The following is an 18036-nucleotide window of genomic DNA, read 5'->3' as shown; positions in this document are numbered from 1 at the left end:
TGCGAAGAGGAACGACCGGACTAGGCTGGGCACTCCAGCCAGCCGGTGCGTGGATGCACGACAGCCAGCCAATCCGATGTCGTTGCATGAGGTTCCCCATGGCTGCGCAGCAGACCTACCGCCTGTTCGAGGTGGCGCTGAAGGAGCGCCGCGTTCTTTCCCCTTCCCTGGACCGCATGGTGTTCACCGGTGCCGACGTGGCGCGGATGAAGACCGAAGGCCCTGACCAGCGCATCAAGGTGTTCTTCCCCTTGCCCGGCCAGGAGGTGCCGCAGGTCCCCAGCGGTGAAGACTGGTACCCACGCTACCGGGCCCTGCCGGATGACAAGCGCCCGCCGATGCGTACCTACACCATCCGCCAGTTGCGCGCCGAGCAGGGCGAGGTCGACGTCGATTTCGTCATCCATGGCGAAACCGGCCCCGCCTCGCGCTGGGCCATGCACGCCCGCCCAGGCGACCGCGTGGTGCTGCTGGCCCCGGACGCCGACTGTGCCGGGAGCAGCGAGGGCTGGGAGTGGAAGCCACCGGCCGGTGTCGGCCAGGTGCTGCTGGTGGCCGATGAAACCGCGTTGCCTGCGGTGGCCGGCATCCTCGAGGAGCTGGCGGCCATGGTCGACCCACCGCGCACGCTGGCGCTGCTGGAGGTGGCGCAGGCCGGTGATGCGGTGCACCTGAAGGCGCCCTCCAGCGCCGAGCTGGTCTGGCTGCCGCGCGGGCAGGCCGCCTACGGACAGCGGTTGCTGCAGGCGGTCCAGGCGCGGTTGGCAGCGACCTCGGGCGTGACCGCCGGCGATGCGCTGGAGGAGATCGACGTCGATACGCAGATCCTCTGGGAGCAGGCCGAAACCGGTGTGGCCGGGCCGCTGTATGCCTGGGTGGCGGGCGAGGCGGGGGCCGTGATGGCGATCCGTCGCCATCTGGTGCGCGACTGCGGGCTGGACCGCCGCGCGATCACCTTCATGGGCTACTGGCGGCACGGCAAAGTGCTGGACTGAGGGGTGTGAAGCGGTGCTGCGGGCGGGGTGCGCTATCCTTGCGCCCCCTTCGCAGCGGTACCGCACCATGTCCACCAGCTCCAAGACCCGCCGCGACCAGCGCCGTCGCCAGGAAAAGCAGGCCGCCAACAAGGCCGCCGCGCAGGCCTCGCCGGTGGAGCCGCATGCGGAACTGCGCGATGCACAGCGCACCCTGCTGGCCGGTGTCGTGCGCCGCGACGGCGAATGGGTGCTGGGCATGGACGGCCGCATCGCGGGCCACAGCGAGAGCGCTGCGCAGGTGCTGGCGCTGATCATGCAGGCCGGTGAACTGCACGAGCGCAACGGCACGCCGGTGCGCCTGATGTACTCCGATGCGCTGCGCGATGCCGCACAGGCCGAAGCCAGGGACAAGGGCCAGACCTTCGAGGAATTCAAGGCCGAGCTGGCCGCAGCGATGGCCGCGAAGAAGAACAGCTGACCGCTGTTGCGGTAGAGCCGGCCGCTGGCCGGCTGCCAGACGGATTTCCACCGTGCAGTTGCCGGCCAGCGGCCGGCACTACCGGAAAGGGGCGGATCCTTTCGGATCCGCCCCTTTTTCATTTCGCCGCCGGGGCCGCGTTGGCCTGCCAGCCGCACATCTGGCCTTTGACTGCTGTTTCGGTAGAGCCGGCCGCCGGCCGGCTGCCCGTTGGGTCTTCATCGCGTAGTTGCCGGCCGGCAGCCGGCACTACCGGAAAGGGACGGATCCTCGCGGACCCGCCCCTTTCTTCATTTTGCCGCCGGGGCCGCGTTGGCCTGCCAGCCGCACATCTGGCCTTTGACTGCTGTTTCGGTAGAGCCGGCCGCTGGCCGGCTGCCCGTTGGGTCTTCATCGCGTAGTTGCCGGCCAGCGGCCGGCATTACCGGAAAGGGGCGGATCCTTTCGGATCCGCCCCTTTTTTCATTTCGCCGCCGGGGCCGCGTTGGCCTGCCAGCCGCACATCTGGCCTTCGTTCTGCTGCTTCAGCCACTCGTTGACCGGGGTGAAGTACTCGATCATCGGGCCGGCATCGAGCTTGTCGGTGCCGGTCAGCTCCTTCAGCGTGGCCTGCCACGGCTGGCTGGCACCCTTGCTCAGCATCGCCCAGTACTTCTGGCCGGCTTCCTTGTTGCCGTAGAAGGTGCACTCATGCAGCGGGCCCTTGTAGCCGGACGCGTCGCACAGGCCCTTGTAGAACTGGAACTGCAGGATGCGCGCCAGGAAGTAGCGGGTGTACGGGGTGTTGCCCGGCACGTGGTACTTCGCGCCCGGATCGAAGAACTCCTCGCCACGGGTGCTGGCCGGAGCCACGCCCTGGTACTTGGCCTTCAGGTCCCACCACGCCTTGTTGTAGTTGTCGGCGGTGATCGATCCATCGAACACGCCCCAGCGCCAGCGGTCGATCATCAGCCCGAACGGCAGGAACGACACGCCCGACAGCGCCATGCGCATCTGGTTGTTGATGACCGCTTCGCGGCTTTCGGTCGGCGCATCAACCAGGCCGATCGAGCTGAGGTACTTGGGCGTCATCGCCAGCACGATGGTGTCGCCGATCGCTTCATGGAAGCCATCGTTGGCACCGCCCTGGAACAGCGGCGGCAGCGGGTTGTAGGCCAGGTCGTAATAGATGTGGCCCAGCTCGTGGTAGATGGTGGTGAAGTTTTCTTCGTTCGGCTTGATGCACATCTTGGTGCGCACATCGCCTTCCATGTTCATGTCCCAGGCACTGGCGTGGCAGACCACGTCGCGGTCATCGGGCTTGATGAACTGGGTCTTTTCCCAATACGACTGCGGCAGCGACGGCATGCCCAGCGACACGTAGAAGTCCTGGGCGCGCTCGGTCATCTGCTTGGCGGTACGCAGTTCGGCCTCGCGCTGTACCTTATACTGCGCCGCTACGTTGGCATCCTTGCCGGCCTTGGCCAGCGCCGCGCTCAGGTTGGTCTGGTACTGCTTTTCAAGCGCTGCAGTGATGTCCAGGCTGCCGGCACCCGGATACGGCTCCAGCTGGTCCCACAGATTCGACCAGTCCTGCTGCCACATGTTGCCCAGCAGGTGTGCGGCGATCAGGCCATTGCCCACTTCCGCCTTGTCCTTGCCGTAGGTCTTGTCCAGCTTGCCGCGTGCGTAGCAGTGCAGCTGCTCGTACATCGGCTTGACCTGTTCCCACAGGCGATCGGTTTCCGGGCCGATCTGCTCCGGCGGCATGTCGTAGCCGCTGCGCCACATCTGGCCGGCATCGGTGAAGCCCATGCCCTTGGCACCTTCGTTCACCAGACCGACAAATTTCTGGTAGTCGCCGCGCATGCTCTTGGTGGTGCTGTGCCAGCCCTGCCAGGCGTCGAGCTGCTTGTCGTAGTCGCGGCTGCGTGCCAGCACCTGCTCCAGCTCGCCCAGCTGGCGGCAGGAGTTGGGATCGTTGGCATCGGTGCAGTACTTGCCGGCGCCGTAACTGCCTTCCATGCGGGTGGCGATCTGGGTCAGCTCGGCCAGCTTGGCCGGGTCACGCGGTGCCGGCATCGAGGACATCAGCTTCAGCAGGTGGATCGCGCGCTTGCTGTCCTCGCTCATCGGCTTGCCATCGAACTTGGCGGCCTGTTCGATCCAGCTGTTGAGCTGGGTCAGCGAGCGCTCGTTGGCCTTGGCCGCGATACGTTCCGAATCACTGTTGATGTAGGTGGAGGACAGCCACTGCGCCGAGGTCATCTCCGGGTAGGCGGCCTTGAATTCGGCATTGATGCGGGCCACGAACTGGTCGGCGGTTTCGCCGGCCGGGGCGCTGCTGCTGGCGGTATCGGTGCCTGGCGCAGCTTCCTTCTTGCAGGCGGCCAGGGCCAGCGTGGCGACGGCGATTGCCGAGGCCAGCAGGAGATGACGGTGTTTCACGGGCGGTCCTTGGGTGGTGAACGACGGCCGAAGGCTAGTGGGCCGTCGCCGCCACCGCAAGTGGCGGAAGTCGGTTGGGTTCGGCAGGGCTGCGCCCTTCACCTGCCGAAGCCTTCAAGCAACGTCAACGTCAGAAGCGGGTATTCCGTGGTTTGGCGGGGCGGTGTCGGAGTGCGGGGACGCCGCAAGTACGTCCCTGTAGGCTTGGCAGCCGCATCCATGCGGCTGACACCCCGCACTCCGACACCGCCCCACCTCCGACAGATTCCGTGTGCTGTGGGTAGGTGTCGACCTTGGTCGACACATCTGTCAGATATCGAAATGAATCTGGGGTCAGATCCGGTTTCCTCCGGAAAACGGATCTGACCCCAAGGCCGTTCCATCAGATCGCGGAAAACTGTCGAAGGCGGGGTGGGTCCGGTTGCGGGGGCGTGAGCGCCATGGATGGCGCGACCGAGCCTACAGGCATGTATTTACGGCGTCCCCCGCAACCGGACCCACCCCGCCAACCCACGGATAGCCAGCTTCTGCTGTTGCTGTTGCTGTTGCTGTCGAGGCTGCCGGCCAGCGGCCGGCACTACCGCGGGTGCAGGGCTGCAAGCCCTGCCGAACAACCCTCAACCCTCGCAGTTGGCGAACACGTCGCGGTCACGCTCGTACAGCGAGGTCTTTACCTGCATCAGGCCCAGTACCGACGGGAACAGGTTGTCGTGGTCGGTGTAGGCCGCCGAACGCTTGCGCACGCACTGCAGGTCCAGCCCGCGGCTGCTGGCGAAGCCCTGCGAGAACCACATCGTCATCGGTACCCGGGTCTGCTCGGCCGGGGCGATGGCGTAGGGCACGCCATGCAGGAACAGGCCCTTCTCGCCCAGCGACTCGCCGTGGTCGGACAGGTAGATCATCGCCGTGTCGTAGTCCTGCATGCCCTGCAGCGTACCGATGGTCTTGGTCAGGAAGTGATCGGTGTACAGCACGGCATTGTCGTAACTGTTGGTGATCTCTTCGCGCGAGCAGCGGCCGATGTCGCGGGTATCGCAGGTGGGGGTGAAGCGGCGGAACGCGGGCGGGTAGCGCTCGAAGTAGGCCGGGCCGTGGTTGCCCAGCTGATGCAGCACCACCACCCGGTCGCCCGGCTTTGCACGTACCTGGGTGGCCAGGTCCTGCAGCAGGATTTCGTCCATGCAGCGGCCGTCAGCGCACAGGCCCGGGGTGGTCGCATCGGACAATGACTGGAAGTCCAGGCCTTCGCACACGCCCTTGCAGCCGGACTGGTTGTCACGCCACAGCGGCGCGATACCGGCACGGTTCAATACGTGCAGCAGCGACTGGTGCGCGCGGATCTTCTTCTCGTCGTAGTCGTGCCGGCCCCATGGCGAGAACAGGCACGGCAGTGAAACCTCGGTGCTGGTGCCGCACGAGTGCATGTCCGGGAAATTGATCACGCTGGCCTGCGCCAGTTCCGGGGTGGTGTTGCGGCCACCGTTGAGCCCCCAGTTCTGCGCGCGCACGGTCTCGCCCATGACGATCACCAGCAGGCGCGGTTTGCTGGCAGGGGCACGCGGGGTGGCCTTGGCATCGGTACCGATCGGCAACTTCGGTGCGCGCTGTACCGGGTTGTCGCCACGCAGTGCACGCGGCATGCCCAGCAGCACATTGGCCGGGGTGGCGAGGTAACGCACTTCGCGCTGGTTGCGCATCAGTGCCGAGACGTCCTGGAACGAGATCAACGCGCCGCCGACCGCAGTCACCGCCGCCACCACCAGGAAGCCGAGGCGCCACAGCAGGCTGCGGCCCCAGCTGCGGCGGCGCAGCTGCACGCGCCACAGCACCGCCATCGGCAGCACTGCCAGCAACAACACCGGCCACAGCAGCGACACGGTCATCAGCTCACGGCTTTCCTTGGGATCGGTCGCCAGCACGTTGCGCAGCATGTCCGCATCCAGGTAGATGTGGTAACGGCTCATGTAATGCGCAGCGAATGCGGTCACCAGCAGCAACAGGCTGATCACCACCTTGGCGTTCCAGCGCCAGACCAGGATACCCAGCAGCACGCCGTGCGCACCCAGCAGCAACAGCAGCAGCGACAGCGCGTAGCGCAGGCTGCCCGGATGGCTGGCCATCGCGCTGTGCCAGAACAGGCCGTTGCCGGCCACTGCGAAGAACAGGCTGGTCAGTGCGATCAGTGCTTCGGTGGACAGCTGCGGCCGCCAGCGGCGAAGGTTCGCCAACGCGGGAAGGCGGGCGGGGCGTTGGACCGATGCACTCATGCGTTTGCCTCCTGGCGGTGGGGACGGTCCAGCTGACGGCGGGCCAGGACGCGTTTGACGATCAGATACAGGCCCAGCGAAAGCAGCCAGCAGATCAACGCAGTAGCAACGTCATGCGAAAGGAAATGCGCGCCCCGCAGTTGCTGGCTCACGCCGAATACCAGGCCGGTGCCAAGGCCGATCCACAACCCGGCCCAGCGCCATGAAGGGCGCCACAGCAAGGCGAAAAAGTACAGGGACAACCATGCATAGCCCGCGCTGGCGTGGCCGGCCGGGAAGCAGGCCTGTGCGGCCATGCCTGCGGGGCGTGCCGTGAAAAGCCCGATGAACGGCTGGTGGCCACCGTAGCGCAGCAGGTCCCAGGGGCATTCCATCGGCACCAGCGACTTCAGCAGGGAGATCACACCTGTGCCCAAGGCCATGGCAATCACGACATAAAGCAGCGCCCACCGCAGGGTGCGATCGCGACCCTTTCGCCAGTGGTGGAAGCACAGCAGGATCGCCACGAGCGCAGCAGCTGTGCTCAGCCACTTGCCGGCCTTGTGCACCACCGTGCGGGTGACCCAGGCGTCCTGTAGCGCCCAATGGCCACCCTCAAGGTGGAACAGGTGATCGGCCACCCATTGGTCGCCGCCGAAACCCATCAGCAGCGTAAACACGGGCAGACCGAGTGCGACAGGCAGCCAGAGGTGAGTTACGGCGAATTTTGACGCCAGTGGCGATGTCGCAAGCGGCGCTACCGAATCAAGGGGACGGACGGGCATGCTGGGAACGGGCGGGTCGGGAATCCGCGGCCATGCTCGTCACCTGGATGTCGGAGAAGGGTCGGACGCTCGTTCGTGCCGGGTTAATGCTTGCCCGGCACGTGTCAGCGTTCAGTCTTCTTCAGCGGTCGCGCCGGCCCGTTCGGCGTGGCATTCCGCGTCCCACGCGGTACCGGGAAGCAGTTGCCAGCGATTCCTGTTGGCAATACCGATATCGATCACCTTGCTCGGGTCCACGCACGGGCTCATCGCATCGTCCAGCACCAGCAGCCAGCGCTTGCCCGGTGCCTCGGCCAGCCACGGGCCGGCGTCGTGCCACTGCTCGGCCCAGGGCCGCTTGAAGCCGAACTCGCGCACCGGCCGGTCGGCCTGCAACAGGTTCTGCTCGCGCCAGGCCACCAGCGCCAGTTCGGCGTCGGGTCCGATCCGCGCGCCCACCCGGCGCATGAGTGCCGACGCCGAAGCGAAGGGGTCCAGTGCAGGCATCAGCACCAGGCCGTAGAGCATCCACAGCATGCCGTGGGTCAGCAGTACCAGCGTCGCGGCACGGCGTACCCGCAGCCACACGATCAGCGTGGCCAGGGCAATGGCGAAGGTCAGCAGGCCATCGCCCAGCACCGGCAGCAACGTCTCGGGCATGGCGCGGCGTTGCAGTTGCGCCAACGCCCATGGGTGCTCGGTCATCAGCATCACGCCGAGTACGCCGGTGGCCAGCATCAGCACCACGCTGTAGCCGAACAGGTAGCGGCGCACGCACACGCGGCGCAGCAGGCCGGGCAGCAGCGGCGCCACGGCCAGTGCCATCGCCGGCAGCATCGGCAGCAGGTACACCTCGCGCTTGCCCGGGCTGGCACTGAAGAACACCAGTACCAGTACGGCCCAGCCCAGCAGCAGCCACTGGCGGCGATCGCCACGAAGGATGCGGCGCCACCAGGGCTTGAACAGCATCGGCAGCAGCAGGCTGCCCGGCAGCCACAGGGTCAGGATCACCTGCAGGTAGTACCAGGCCGGCTGCCGGTGGTGCCAGGCATTGGCGTAGCGGGTGCCGGTCTGCTTGAACAACAGCTCGTGCGCGTAGGCCTGCAGTTCGGCGCTGGGCGTATGCAGCAGGGCCCAGCCCAGCGGCGCCAGCCACACGCCCACGCCCAGCAGGAACGCCGGGATCAACCACAGCAGCGTTGCCGGGTGCGGACCCTCCACACGGTGCCCGCGACGGCGCTGGTACAGCCACCAGCCGAACCAGGGCAGCACCAGCAGCAGCGGCAGGAAACCCACGCCCTTGGTCACCGTGCCGACACCGGCGGCGAAACCGGCCAGCCACAACGCGGGCAGGTTGCGACGTTCGCACAGGTGCCGCATCAAGCCCCACAGGGCGACGGTGGTCATCCCCACCAGCACCATGTCGATCTGCGCACGCTTGGCCATCAGCCCGAACTGCAGGGTGCAGAACAGCGCCGCGAGGGCATAGATGGAATGCCGCGGCGACCACAGCCGCCGTGCCAGATCCGACACCAGCCACAGACTCAGCAGGGCGCCCAGCAATGACGGCAGCAGGAACGACCATTGCCAGCTGCCGACCACCTCGTAGGCGGCCGCCTGCAGCCACATGAACACCGGTGGTTTCTCGGCATACAGCTCGCTGCCACGATGCGGCAGCAGCCATTGCCCGCTCTCGACCATGGTCCGTGCGGCCAGCACGAAGCGCGGCTCGTCCGGTGGCTGCGGCTGCCGAAGGCCGATGCCCGCTGCCAATGCAGCAATGATCAGCAGCCACAACAGGGGCAGTCGCCAACGGCGGGGCAGGGCTACGGGCACGGCAGGCTCCGGGAGCAAAACGGCCATTCTGAGGTGGCGGGGGTGGGAAAAGCGTCAGAAGGGGGCGGGACGACCGCATTCCGACATGGGCGGCGCTACCATGGTACGAACTTCCGTGGATGTTTCGTGCATGCGTCTGTTGGTGATCGAGGACAACCGCCAGCTGGTGGCCAACCTGTTCGACTATTTCGAGTCGCGCGGGCATGTGCTGGACGTGGCCCCGGATGGCATCACCGGCCTGCACCTGGCCGGCAGCCACCCCTACGATGCGGTGATCCTGGACTGGATGCTGCCGCGCATGGAGGGACCGGAAGTGCTGCGCCGGCTGCGTGCCGAACACGCGTCGGAGGTGCCGGTGATCATGCTGACCGCGCGCGATGAACTGCCGGACAAGATCGCCGGTTTCCGCGCCGGTGCCGACGACTACCTGACCAAGCCGTTCGCCCTGCCCGAGCTGGAGGTGCGGCTGGAAGCGCTGCTGCTGCGTGCGCAGGGCCGCAACCCGCGCAAGCGCCTGCAGGTGGGCGACCTGGTGCTGGACCTGGCGACGCTGGAGGCCCAGCGTGAGGGCCAGGTGCTGCACCTGTACCCGGCCTGCCGCAAACTGCTGGAAGTGCTGATGCGGGCCAGCCCGGGTGCGGTGACGCGACAGCAGCTGGAGTTCGCCCTGTGGGGCGACGAGCCGCCGGATGGCGACCTGCTGCGTTCGCATGTCTACGAGTTGCGTCGCAGCGTTGACGGTCCGTTTGCCGAGAAGCTGATCCACACCCTGCCGCGTGTGGGTTACCGGTTGGCGGTAGTGGAGGGTGCCGACGCCGGCAGGAATGCTGATGAGGGCGCGTAAGCCGGGGCCGTTGTACCGGCGCGTGGTGTGGTGGTTGCTGGGCTATCTGGCGCTGCTGTCGATCGCGGTGTTCAGCGTCGGCAACTACGTGCACGAGCACGCCGAGCATGCTGCCTGGCGCGCGCTGCTCAACTCCGAGCTCGACAGCATCGTCGAGCATGTCGAGCACGAACCGCACTATCGCTGGCAGGATTCGGACACGCTGAGCCTGTACCGCTTCGACGCGGTCAACCTTCCCGATAGCCTGCGTACCCTGCATCCAGGGCTGCACGACGGCGTAATGGTCAAGGGCCGCGAGACGGCGGTGATGGTGCGTGAAACCCAGTCGATGGGACGGGTCGCGCTGGTACTGGACATCTCCGACTTCCATGACCTGGAACAGTTCGCCACGCGCTGGGTGATGCTGGCCGGGGTGATCATGATCTTCGTTACCGTGCTGATGGCTTCGTTCGGCATGGAGCGGATGGTGCGTCCGCTGAGCCTGCTGGCACAACACATCGCCGCGCTCAGGCCGGGCGTGCAGGGGCAGCGCATCGAGGTCGACCCGCGCGGCAGCTCAGAGCTGCACACCATTGCCAATGCGCTGAACGATTACCTGGACCGCAACGAGCAGTTCGTCGAACGCGAGCGGGTCTTCATCAGCACCGCCAGCCACGAATTGCGCACGCCGATCGCGGTGATGACCGGTGCCGCCGAACTGGCGCTGGAGCAACCGGGCCTGCCCGAGCGCGCGCGCCAGCAGATGCAGCGGGTACTGCGCACCGCGCAGAGCGTGGAGCAGCTGATCGAACTGCTGCTGGTGCTGGCGCGTGATCCGGCGCGACTGGCGGCGCGTGCCGAGCGCATCGCGCTGGACCAGCTGCTGCCGGAGATCGTCGACGACCATCGCCACCTGCTGGGCGACAAGGACCTGAGCATCGGCATCCAGGCCGCACCGGTGGACATCGTCGCGCCGCTGGCGGTGGTGCAGGCAGCGATCGGCAACCTGCTGCGCAACGCCATCGAGAACAGTGGCCGTGGCCACATCGAATTGGGCCTGAGTTCATCGGCGGTGCTGACCCTGCAGGACCCGGGACATGGCATGAGCCCGGAGGAGATCGCGGCGATCCATGCGCGGATGGCCCGTGGCGAACGCGCCGATCGTGGCGGCGGCATCGGACTGGATCTGATCGCGCGGCTGTGCGAGCACCTCGGATGGACCCTGCAGTTGCAGCCCTGCGAGCCGCGTGGCACGCGTGTCACGCTCGATTTCAGTGCCTCGCGACCGCGCTGATCCGGCCGTTCGTGTAAATGCCAACCTTGGTTGGCATGCCGTTCGTCGACCAAGGTCGACGCCTACCCAGGCGGTGGCTGTCCGTGTTCTGGTAGGTGCCAGCCCTGGTTGGCATGCCTCGGCGGTGGCTGGGCGTGCTCTGGTAGATGCCAACCTTGGTTGGCATGCCCCGGCGGTGGCTGGGCGTGCTCTGGTAGATGCCAACCTTGGTTGGCATGCCGTTCGTCGACCAAGGTCGACGCCCACCCAGGCAATGGCTGTCCGCTTCAACGCCCGTTCGGTCGCGCCACGTGCTGGTCGATCAGGATCACGTTGCCGTCGGGATCGGCCAACTGCAGATAGCCCGTACCCTGGCCATCAGGATCGGTGCGGACCGCCAGTTCGATGCCCCTGGTATCCAGCTCTGCCTGCAGCTCACGCACATCCTGGAAGTGGGGGAGTTCCTGCTTGTGCTGGTCCCAGCCGGGGTTGAAGGTCAGCAGGTTGCCCTCGAACATGCCCTGGAACAGCCCGATCACCGTGCCGTTGCTGCGCATCACCAGCCAGTTCTGTGCCGGATCGCCGCCGGTGACCGAGAAGCCCAGGGCTTCGTAGAAGGCACGGGAGGCCGCGAGATCCTTCACCGAGAGGCTGACCGAAAAGGCACCAAGCTGCATGAGTGGGCTCCCTGACGGGATGGGGGGTGTCGGCACTGCAGCATGACCGGGCGTGAAGACAATGTTAATCTCGATCTGCGCCGCCTTATGCGGCGCTTTTTTTCTCCGCTCTTTCGATCGACAGAGGATCCCATGCCGACCGAACCCGCTACTGCCCTGATCAGCAACGACATCGTTGGACTGGGCCTGATTGCCGCCACCCTGGCCCTGATCTTCTGGGCCGCCAGTGGTCCAACCCCGCTGCTGAAGAAGATCTTCGCCTGGGTGCCGGCCCTGCTGCTGTGCTATTTCATCCCCGCCGTCTACAACACCGCCGGTGTCATCGATGGCCACAACACCTCGCTGTACAACCCGGTCGCGCGTGACGTGCTGCTGCCGGCCGCGCTGGTCCTGCTGACCCTGTCGATCGACCTGAAAGGCGTCATCAAGCTCGGCCCGAAACTGCTGATCGTGTTCTGTGCCGGTACCGCCGGCATCATGCTCGGCGCCATCGTTTCGTTCCAGCTGATGAAGCTGATCCATCCGGAAACCGTGGCCGGTGATACCTGGGCCGGCATGGCGGCGCTGGCCGGCAGCTGGATCGGTGGCGGCGCCAACATGGTCGCCATGCGCGAGGTGTTCGGCACCGATGCCACCACCTTCGGCCAGTTCGCGGTGGTTGACGTGGCCTGTGCCAGCCTGTGGATGGCGATCCTGCTGTTCCTGGCCAACCGCGCACAGCAGATCGACACCCGCAATGGTGCCGACACCCGTGCCATCGACGAGATGAAGGCGCGCATCAGTGCCTACGAGGCGCAGAACGCGCGCATTCCCAGCATGACCGACCTGATGGTGATCGTTGGCGTGGCACTGGGCGGCGTTGGCCTGGCCCATGCCATCGCCGCGCCGCTGGCAGGCTGGTTCAAGGCCAATGTCAGCTGGGCCAGCCAGTTCAGCCTCGACAGCCAGTTCGTCTGGGTGATCCTGCTGTCCACGGCGATGGGCCTGGGCCTGAGCTTCACCCGTGCGCGCCGGCTGGAAGCGGCAGGCGCTTCGCGGCTGGGCACGGTGTTCCTGTACTTCCTGATCGCCTGCATCGGCATGCAGATGAACCTGCTGTCGCTGCTGGATCGGCCGTGGCTGTTCCTGCTCGGCGCGATCTGGATGGCCACGCACGTGCTGGTGCTGTGGGTGGTGGCCAAGCTGCTGCGCGCGCCGCTGTTCTTCTTCGCCATTGGTTCGCAGGGCAACATCGGCGCAGCCGCTTCGGCCCCTGTGGTGGCGGCGGCGTTCCATCCGACGCTGGCGCCGGTGGGCGTGCTGCTGGGTACGGTGGGTTATGCCACCGGCACGGGCCTGGCCTACGTCACCGGCCTGATCCTGAAGTGGATGGCCACCGGCTGAGTTCGGACCGCCCTGGCGTCATGCTTCCGTAGATCCACGCCATGCGTGGATGCATTTCATGGGTATCCATGAACAAGGAAGGGGTCAGATCCGTTTCCCGGAGGAAACGGATCCGACCCCGGACTCAACTCGATATCTGCCAGGCTTCATCCACGCATGGCGTGGATCCACTCAACGTCATTCGAGCGCTGTTGAACCGGACCCTCAACAGCAGCGGCCACCGTTGCGTCCGCCATAACGCGCTTCCTGGCGCTCGCGGAAGAACGTCTTGTAGTCCATCGGCTCCTGGTCCGGATGTTTTTCCAGCATGTGCCGGACGTAGTTGTCGTAATCAGGAATGCCACAGCACAGTCGTGCGGTCTGCACCAAGCGCCGCCAGATGCGGCGGTGCGCCTGGTACTGGCCGGCGGGAACCAGTTGGGTACTCATCACAGATCCACCATTTCATGCGGCTTCAGCGCCACGTACGGGGTCTCGCGGTCAGTGCGCTGCGGATTGCGGCGGGCCGCCAGGATGGTCTTGATCGAATACACCAGCACCGCGCCCACCACCAGCAGGAACAGCGCGGTCAGGCCGGTGTTGACGTAGGCGTTGACCACGATCTGCTTCATCTGCGCCACCGACTTGGCCGGTGCAGTGATGGTGTCGCTGGCGAGCGCGGCCTGGAACTTGTGTGCCTGTGCCAGGAAGCCCTGTGCCGGATTGCTGTCGAAGATCTTGATGAAGCCGGCGTAGGTGGTGCAGATCAGCAGCCACACCGCCGGTACCGCAGTCACCCATGCATAGCGGTCACGCTTCATCTTGAACAGCACCACCGTGCCCAGCATCAATGCGATGCCGGCCAGCATCTGGTTCGAGATGCCGAACAGCGGCCACAGCGTCTGGATGCCGCCGAACGGATCGACCACGCCGGTGTAGAGCAGGTAGCCCCACAGCGCCACGCAGCCGGCGGTACCGATGATGTTGGCGGTCCACGATTCGGTCTTCTTCAGGGCCGGCACGAAGTTGCCCAGCAGGTCCTGCAGCATGAAGCGGCCCGCACGGGTACCGGCGTCCACCGCGGTGAGGATGAACAGCGCTTCGAACAGGATCGCGAAGTGGTACCAGAACGCCATCATCGCGTCGCTGCCACTGGGAATCGCTTCGTGCAGGATCTGCGCGATGCCTACCGCAAGTGTTGGCGCGCCACCTGCACGATGCAGGATGGTCGGTTCACCGATCGCCGCCGCAGTCGCGGTCAGCTGCTCGGGGGTGATGGTGAAGCCCCAGGTGTTGGTGATGTAGTGCGCGGCCGAGGCCGCATCGGCACCGATCACCGCCGCCGGGCTGTTCATCGCGAAATAGATGCCCGGATCGATGATCGAGGCCGCCACCAGCGCCATCACCGCGACGAACGATTCCATCAGCATGCCGCCGTAGCCGATGTAGCGCATGTGCGCTTCATTGGCCAGCAGCTTCGGCGTGGTGCCGGAGGAAATCAGTGCATGGAAACCGGAGACCGCGCCACAGGCGATGGTGATGAACAGGAACGGGAACATGCCGCCCTTCCACACCGGGCCGTCGCCGCTGGCGGCGAACTGGGTCAGCGCCGGCATCTTCAGTTCCGGCATCACCACCAGGATGCCGATGGCCAGCGCGATGATGGTGCCGATCTTGAGGAAGGTCGACAGGTAATCACGCGGGGCCAGCAGCAGCCACACCGGCAGCACCGAGGCGACGAAGCCGTAGCCGATCAGCATCCAGGTGATCTGGGTGCCGGTGAAGGTGAAGGCCGGGCCCCAGACCGGATCGGCGGCGACCTTGCCGCCGTACCAGATCGCGGCCAGCAGCAGGATCAGGCCAACCACCGAGATCTCGCCGATCTTGCCGGGGCGGATGTAGCGCATGTACACGCCCATCAGGATCGCGATGGGCATCGTCGCGATCACCGTGAACATGCCCCACGGGCTTTCGGCCAGCGCCTTGACCACCACCATCGCCAGCACTGCCAGGATGATGATCATGATCAGGAACGCACCGAACAGCGCGATGGTGCCGGGCACCTGGCCCATCTCTTCTCTTACCAGGTCACCCAGCGAGCGGCCATTGCGGCGGCTGGACAGGAACAGGACCATGAAGTCCTGCACCGCACCGGCCAACACCACGCCCACCACCAGCCACAGCAGGCCGGGCAGGTAGCCCATCTGCGCGGCCAGGACCGGGCCGACCAGCGGGCCGGCGCCGGCAATGGCGGCGAAGTGGTGGCCGAACAGCACGTGCTTGTTGGTCGGAACGTAGTCCAGGCCATCGTTGTTGATCACCGCCGGGGTGGCCCGGGTCGGATCCAGCTGCATCACCTTGTTGGCGATGAACAGGCTGTAGAAGCGATAGGCGACGAGGTACAGCGACACCGCCGCGACGACGATCCACAGGGCATTGATGTGTTCGCCGCGGCGCAGCGCCACGGTGCCCAGACAGAACGCGCCGAGCAGAGCGAGTACCGCCCAGCCCAGTTTGGAAAACCCTTTCATGAGGTGCTCTCTCCCGGAAAGACAGACAAAGAGTCCTGCTTGCCCACGACAGGGTCAATTGGCACAGGACGAATCGGCGGTAGTACTTTGGTCGTACGGCGGCTGCGCTGACGTGCAGCGAACATCAGGGATGGAACAATCGGTTGCGGAGCCATCCATTGGCCTACGGCCGTGTGGCGTCCATCTTCAGTGGCACCCATCCAACAGGAGTCGCCATGAGCTTTCCCGAACCGGTCCGCGTACTGCGCACCATCCGTGGCATGCCCACCTCCGACGGTGCCGGCGTGCGCCTGACCCGCGTCATCGGCGGCCCGACGCTGCCCGACCTGGATCCGTTCCTGCTGCTTGATGAGTTCGGTACCGACCGCGCCGAGGACTACATCGCCGGCTTCCCGGAACACCCGCACCGTGGTTTCGAGACCGTCACCTACATGCTCGACGGGCGCATGCGGCATCGCGACAACCATGGCAACGAAGGCCTGCTCACCCCGGGCAGCGTGCAGTGGATGACCGCTGGCCGTGGCCTGGTGCATTCGGAGATGCCCGAGCAGGAAAGCGGGCAGATGCGCGGGTTCCAGCTGTGGGTGAACCTGCCTGCGAAGGAGAAGATGACCGAGCCGAAGTATCAGGAATTCGCACCCGAGCGCATTCCCGTGGTGCACCCGGAGCCGGGCGTGGAGGTGAAGGTGATTGCCGGCAGCGTGGACGGCACCGATGGGCCGATCGTGCAGCCGGCCACCGATCCGCTCTACCTCGACATCACGCTGGCGCCCGACCGGGCCTGGACCTATGCGCTGCCGGAGGGGCACAACGCGTTCGCCTACGTGTTCGAAGGTGCGATGACCGTGGGTGAGCAGGACGCCGCGCGCGACGTTGCACGCCAGGAACTGGCGGTGCTGGGCGGTGGCGAGCAGTTGCACCTCTCGGCCGGCAGCGAAGGTGCGCGGTTGATCCTGGTGGCCGGCCGTCCGCTGCGCGAACCGGTGATGCGCCACGGGCCGTTCGTGATGAACACGCGGCAGGAACTGATGCAGGCCTTCGTCGATTTCCAGGAAGGCAAGTTCTGAGGGAGTGCCGGCCGCTGGCCGGCAGCAGCCTCGGACAAAGGCGGATCGGGGTGCCGGCCAGCGGCCGGCACTACCGTCGGATCGGCTCGCATTGCGGGGATGCTGCCAGGCAGTCATCCCCGTCACCTTCAGCGCCCCGCGGCCACGGCCGACGGGGTCAGGCTCATGCCCTGCGCCAGCTGCTGCAGCGAGCCCAGTTCCTGCGCGCTGTCCGGATACAGCGAAATCTGCGCGTAACGCCCTTTGTCGAGCTTGACCACACTGATGCGACGCTCGGCATAGCCGGGCGGCTGCTGGCCACCCAGATCGGGCTGGTACCAGTACAGCGATTCACCGCCGAAGCTGCCCTTTTCCTGGCGCAGCGAGCGGTTCAATGGAAGGTTGGGATCGCGCGCACTGAGCATCAGGCTCAGTACCTCGCGGCCATCGCCGGTGCTGGCGCGGCAGACCAGGAAATCGGCCTGTGCCTGCTGTTGCCACTGCAGGCCGCTGCTGGCCGGCAATGAAGGACATTCGGTGGGAGCCTGCGCGGCGGCCTGGGCCACCGCGAACAGCAGGCTCGACAACACTACAGGCGCGAACTTCATGCATCCCCCAAGGTGGTGTGTCGTTGGCTCCGCCGGATGGACCGGCAGCCTTGGCATCCCATCCCCGGATGCCGCCCCGGCCGGCATGTGCACGGACGGTCAACTCAACCTTAACGGAACGTGAGCGATCGCACAAATCGCGGTTACACGCGTAACCATTGCGGCCGATGGTCGGCCGCAATGGTCCGCACAGGCCTCAGCGGTCGTTGCCGATCCACTTGTAGATGATGCCGCCGATCGCGCCGCCCAGCAGCGGGGCGACCCAGAACAGCCACAGCTGGCTGACCGCGCCGCTGCCGGCGAAGAAGGCCACCGCCGTGGAACGGGCCGGGTTCACCGAGGTGTTGGTGACCGGGATGCTGATCAGGTGGATCAGGGTCAGCGACAGGCCGATCGCCAGCGGGGCGAACCCGGCCGGTGCCTTGCCGTGGGTGGCGCCCATGATCACGATCAGGAACACGGCGGTCAGCACCACTTCGCACAGGAAGGCCGCGGCCACGCTGTAGCCGCCGGGGGACAGCGCGCCGTAGCCGTTGCTGGCGAATGCACCGGCCTGGCTGCCATCAATGGCGAAGCCGCTGGCGCCCGATGCGATCTGCAGCAGGATGAAGCCGGCCAGCAGGCCGCCGGCGACCTGGGCGATGATGTACGGGATCAGGTCCTTGGTCGGGAAACGACCGCCGGCCCACAGGCCGACACTGACCGCCGGATTGAAGTGCGCGCCGGAGATATGGCCGAACGCATAGGCGCCGGTCACCACGGTCAGGCCGAAGGCCAGCGCAACGCCGAGGAAACCGATACCCAGCGGATTGCCGTCACCGCCGAACTTGGCGGCCAGCACGGCACTGCCACAGCCACCCAGAACCAGCCAGAACGTGCCGAGGAACTCGGCGGACAAGCGTTTACCCATGCTCATGTGTTGCACTCCTTTGACGGTCGAAAGTGTGATTTATGTCACATTTCAATGATCAGCGGGTGACTGTAGTGT

General features: G+C 66.1%; 15 protein-coding genes. 6 read left to right on the top strand and 9 right to left on the bottom strand.

Translation table 11 applies throughout. The features are described 5' to 3' along the window. Nucleotides 1–98: 98 nt before the first annotated feature. Both ACSYAO_RS16365 and ACSYAO_RS16360 read left to right on the top strand, forming a co-directional pair. A complete protein-coding gene (locus tag ACSYAO_RS16365; RefSeq protein WP_134951369.1) occupies nt 99–995 on the top strand; it encodes a siderophore-interacting protein in 897 nt (298 codons plus the stop codon). Nucleotides 996–1062: 67 nt separating this feature from the next. Beyond that, nucleotides 1063–1455 carry a hypothetical protein gene (locus tag ACSYAO_RS16360; RefSeq protein WP_049463130.1) on the top strand — a complete coding sequence of 131 codons (393 nt, stop codon included), beginning with the start codon at nt 1063–1065 and terminating at the stop codon, nt 1453–1455. Between the two features lie 462 nt (nt 1456–1917). On the opposite strand, the gene ACSYAO_RS16355 is transcribed toward ACSYAO_RS16360, so the two are convergent. From ACSYAO_RS16355 to ACSYAO_RS16340, 4 genes are all read right to left on the bottom strand, one after another. Beyond that, entirely contained in the window at nt 1918–3882 is a 1965-nt protein-coding gene (locus ACSYAO_RS16355; RefSeq protein ID WP_149909213.1) for a M2 family metallopeptidase, read from the bottom strand. A 617-nt stretch (nt 3883–4499) separates the two neighbouring features. Then, on the bottom strand, nt 4500–6149 hold the full coding sequence (locus ACSYAO_RS16350) for a phosphoethanolamine transferase (protein WP_134950779.1): 1650 nt from the start codon (nt 6147–6149) through the stop codon (nt 4500–4502). Next, the gene (locus tag ACSYAO_RS16345) at nt 6146–6913 is read right to left on the bottom strand and encodes a phosphatase PAP2 family protein (protein ID WP_149909212.1); all 768 of its coding nucleotides are present in this window, start codon (nt 6911–6913) and stop codon (nt 6146–6148) included. Before ACSYAO_RS16345 ends, ACSYAO_RS16350 begins: the two co-directional genes overlap by 4 nt. Before the next feature lie 111 nt (nt 6914–7024). Then, nucleotides 7025–8728 carry an ArnT family glycosyltransferase gene (locus ACSYAO_RS16340; RefSeq protein WP_197655961.1) on the bottom strand — a complete coding sequence of 568 codons (1704 nt, stop codon included), beginning with the start codon at nt 8726–8728 and terminating at the stop codon, nt 7025–7027. Between the two features lie 130 nt (nt 8729–8858). On the opposite strand from ACSYAO_RS16340, the gene ACSYAO_RS16335 reads away from it, so the two are divergent. Together ACSYAO_RS16335 and ACSYAO_RS16330 are read left to right on the top strand one after the other, a co-directional pair. Further along, on the top strand, nt 8859–9572 hold the full coding sequence (locus ACSYAO_RS16335) for a response regulator transcription factor (RefSeq protein ID WP_032129861.1): 714 nt from the start codon (nt 8859–8861) through the stop codon (nt 9570–9572). Next, nucleotides 9559–10845 (top strand): sensor histidine kinase, encoded by a 1287-nt coding sequence (locus ACSYAO_RS16330; protein WP_149909210.1) that lies wholly within the window; start codon nt 9559–9561, stop codon nt 10843–10845. Before ACSYAO_RS16335 ends, ACSYAO_RS16330 begins: the two co-directional genes overlap by 14 nt. Nucleotides 10846–11111: 266 nt before the next feature. Here ACSYAO_RS16330 and ACSYAO_RS16325 read toward each other — a convergent pair whose 3' ends face one another. After that, nucleotides 11112–11501: a VOC family protein gene (locus tag ACSYAO_RS16325; RefSeq protein ID WP_049401346.1), complete on the bottom strand. Its 390-nt coding sequence runs from the start codon at nt 11499–11501 to the stop codon at nt 11112–11114. 132 nt (nt 11502–11633) lie between these two features. Between ACSYAO_RS16325 and ACSYAO_RS16320 the strand changes: the two genes are divergently transcribed. After that, on the top strand, nt 11634–12884 hold the full coding sequence (locus tag ACSYAO_RS16320) for a DUF819 family protein (RefSeq protein WP_049421249.1): 1251 nt from the start codon (nt 11634–11636) through the stop codon (nt 12882–12884). Nucleotides 12885–13088: 204 nt separating this feature from the next. Here ACSYAO_RS16320 and ACSYAO_RS16315 read toward each other — a convergent pair whose 3' ends face one another. Beyond that, a complete protein-coding gene (locus tag ACSYAO_RS16315) occupies nt 13089–13313 on the bottom strand; it encodes a YbdD/YjiX family protein (protein ID WP_005410613.1) in 225 nt (74 codons plus the stop codon). Continuing rightward, nucleotides 13313–15394, bottom strand: a complete 2082-nt coding sequence (locus tag ACSYAO_RS16310) for a carbon starvation CstA family protein (RefSeq protein WP_049401342.1) — start codon at nt 15392–15394, stop codon at nt 13313–13315. Before ACSYAO_RS16310 ends, ACSYAO_RS16315 begins: the two co-directional genes overlap by 1 nt. 215 nt (nt 15395–15609) lie before the next feature. On the opposite strand from ACSYAO_RS16310, the gene ACSYAO_RS16305 reads away from it, so the two are divergent. Beyond that, nucleotides 15610–16461, top strand: coding sequence for a pirin family protein (locus ACSYAO_RS16305; RefSeq protein WP_032129856.1), 852 nt, complete (start codon nt 15610–15612; stop codon nt 16459–16461). Nucleotides 16462–16589: 128 nt separating this feature from the next. On the opposite strand, the gene ACSYAO_RS16300 is transcribed toward ACSYAO_RS16305, so the two are convergent. Both ACSYAO_RS16300 and aqpZ read right to left on the bottom strand, forming a co-directional pair. Beyond that, nucleotides 16590–17048, bottom strand: a complete 459-nt coding sequence (locus ACSYAO_RS16300) for a hypothetical protein (RefSeq protein WP_032129855.1) — start codon at nt 17046–17048, stop codon at nt 16590–16592. Between the two features lie 196 nt (nt 17049–17244). Next, complete coding sequence (aqpZ, locus tag ACSYAO_RS16295) at nt 17245–17964, bottom strand: aquaporin Z (RefSeq protein ID WP_032129854.1); 720 nt, start codon at nt 17962–17964, stop codon at nt 17245–17247. Nucleotides 17965–18036 lie beyond the last annotated feature (72 nt).

This window comes from Stenotrophomonas sp. STK16_22 (assembly GCF_051984505.1).
Classification (GTDB): Bacteria; Pseudomonadota; Gammaproteobacteria; order Xanthomonadales; family Xanthomonadaceae; genus Stenotrophomonas; species Stenotrophomonas maltophilia_A.
Note: the sequence above shows the minus strand (reverse complement) of the source record. Positions and strands in the feature narration are given on the sequence as shown.

What these genes read in the sequence shown, in the direction of transcription:
- ACSYAO_RS16360 (WP_049463130.1), top strand. Translation starts at nt 1,063, where the DNA reads ATGTCCACCAGCTCCAAGACCCGCCGCGACCAGCGCCGTCGCCAGGAA.
- ACSYAO_RS16315 (WP_005410613.1), bottom strand. Translation starts at nt 13,313, where the DNA reads ATGAGTACCCAACTGGTTCCCGCCGGCCAGTACCAGGCGCACCGCCGC.
- ACSYAO_RS16325 (WP_049401346.1), bottom strand. Translation starts at nt 11,501, where the DNA reads ATGCAGCTTGGTGCCTTTTCGGTCAGCCTCTCGGTGAAGGATCTCGCG.
- ACSYAO_RS16365 (WP_134951369.1), top strand. Translation starts at nt 99, where the DNA reads ATGGCTGCGCAGCAGACCTACCGCCTGTTCGAGGTGGCGCTGAAGGAG.
- ACSYAO_RS16330 (WP_149909210.1), top strand. Translation starts at nt 9,559, where the DNA reads ATGAGGGCGCGTAAGCCGGGGCCGTTGTACCGGCGCGTGGTGTGGTGG.
- ACSYAO_RS16305 (WP_032129856.1), top strand. Translation starts at nt 15,610, where the DNA reads ATGAGCTTTCCCGAACCGGTCCGCGTACTGCGCACCATCCGTGGCATG.
- ACSYAO_RS16345 (WP_149909212.1), bottom strand. Translation starts at nt 6,913, where the DNA reads ATGCCCGTCCGTCCCCTTGATTCGGTAGCGCCGCTTGCGACATCGCCA.
- ACSYAO_RS16310 (WP_049401342.1), bottom strand. Translation starts at nt 15,394, where the DNA reads ATGAAAGGGTTTTCCAAACTGGGCTGGGCGGTACTCGCTCTGCTCGGC.
- ACSYAO_RS16300 (WP_032129855.1), bottom strand. Translation starts at nt 17,048, where the DNA reads ATGAAGTTCGCGCCTGTAGTGTTGTCGAGCCTGCTGTTCGCGGTGGCC.
- aqpZ (WP_032129854.1), bottom strand. Translation starts at nt 17,964, where the DNA reads ATGAGCATGGGTAAACGCTTGTCCGCCGAGTTCCTCGGCACGTTCTGG.
- ACSYAO_RS16350 (WP_134950779.1), bottom strand. Translation starts at nt 6,149, where the DNA reads ATGAGTGCATCGGTCCAACGCCCCGCCCGCCTTCCCGCGTTGGCGAAC.
- ACSYAO_RS16335 (WP_032129861.1), top strand. Translation starts at nt 8,859, where the DNA reads ATGCGTCTGTTGGTGATCGAGGACAACCGCCAGCTGGTGGCCAACCTG.
- ACSYAO_RS16320 (WP_049421249.1), top strand. Translation starts at nt 11,634, where the DNA reads ATGCCGACCGAACCCGCTACTGCCCTGATCAGCAACGACATCGTTGGA.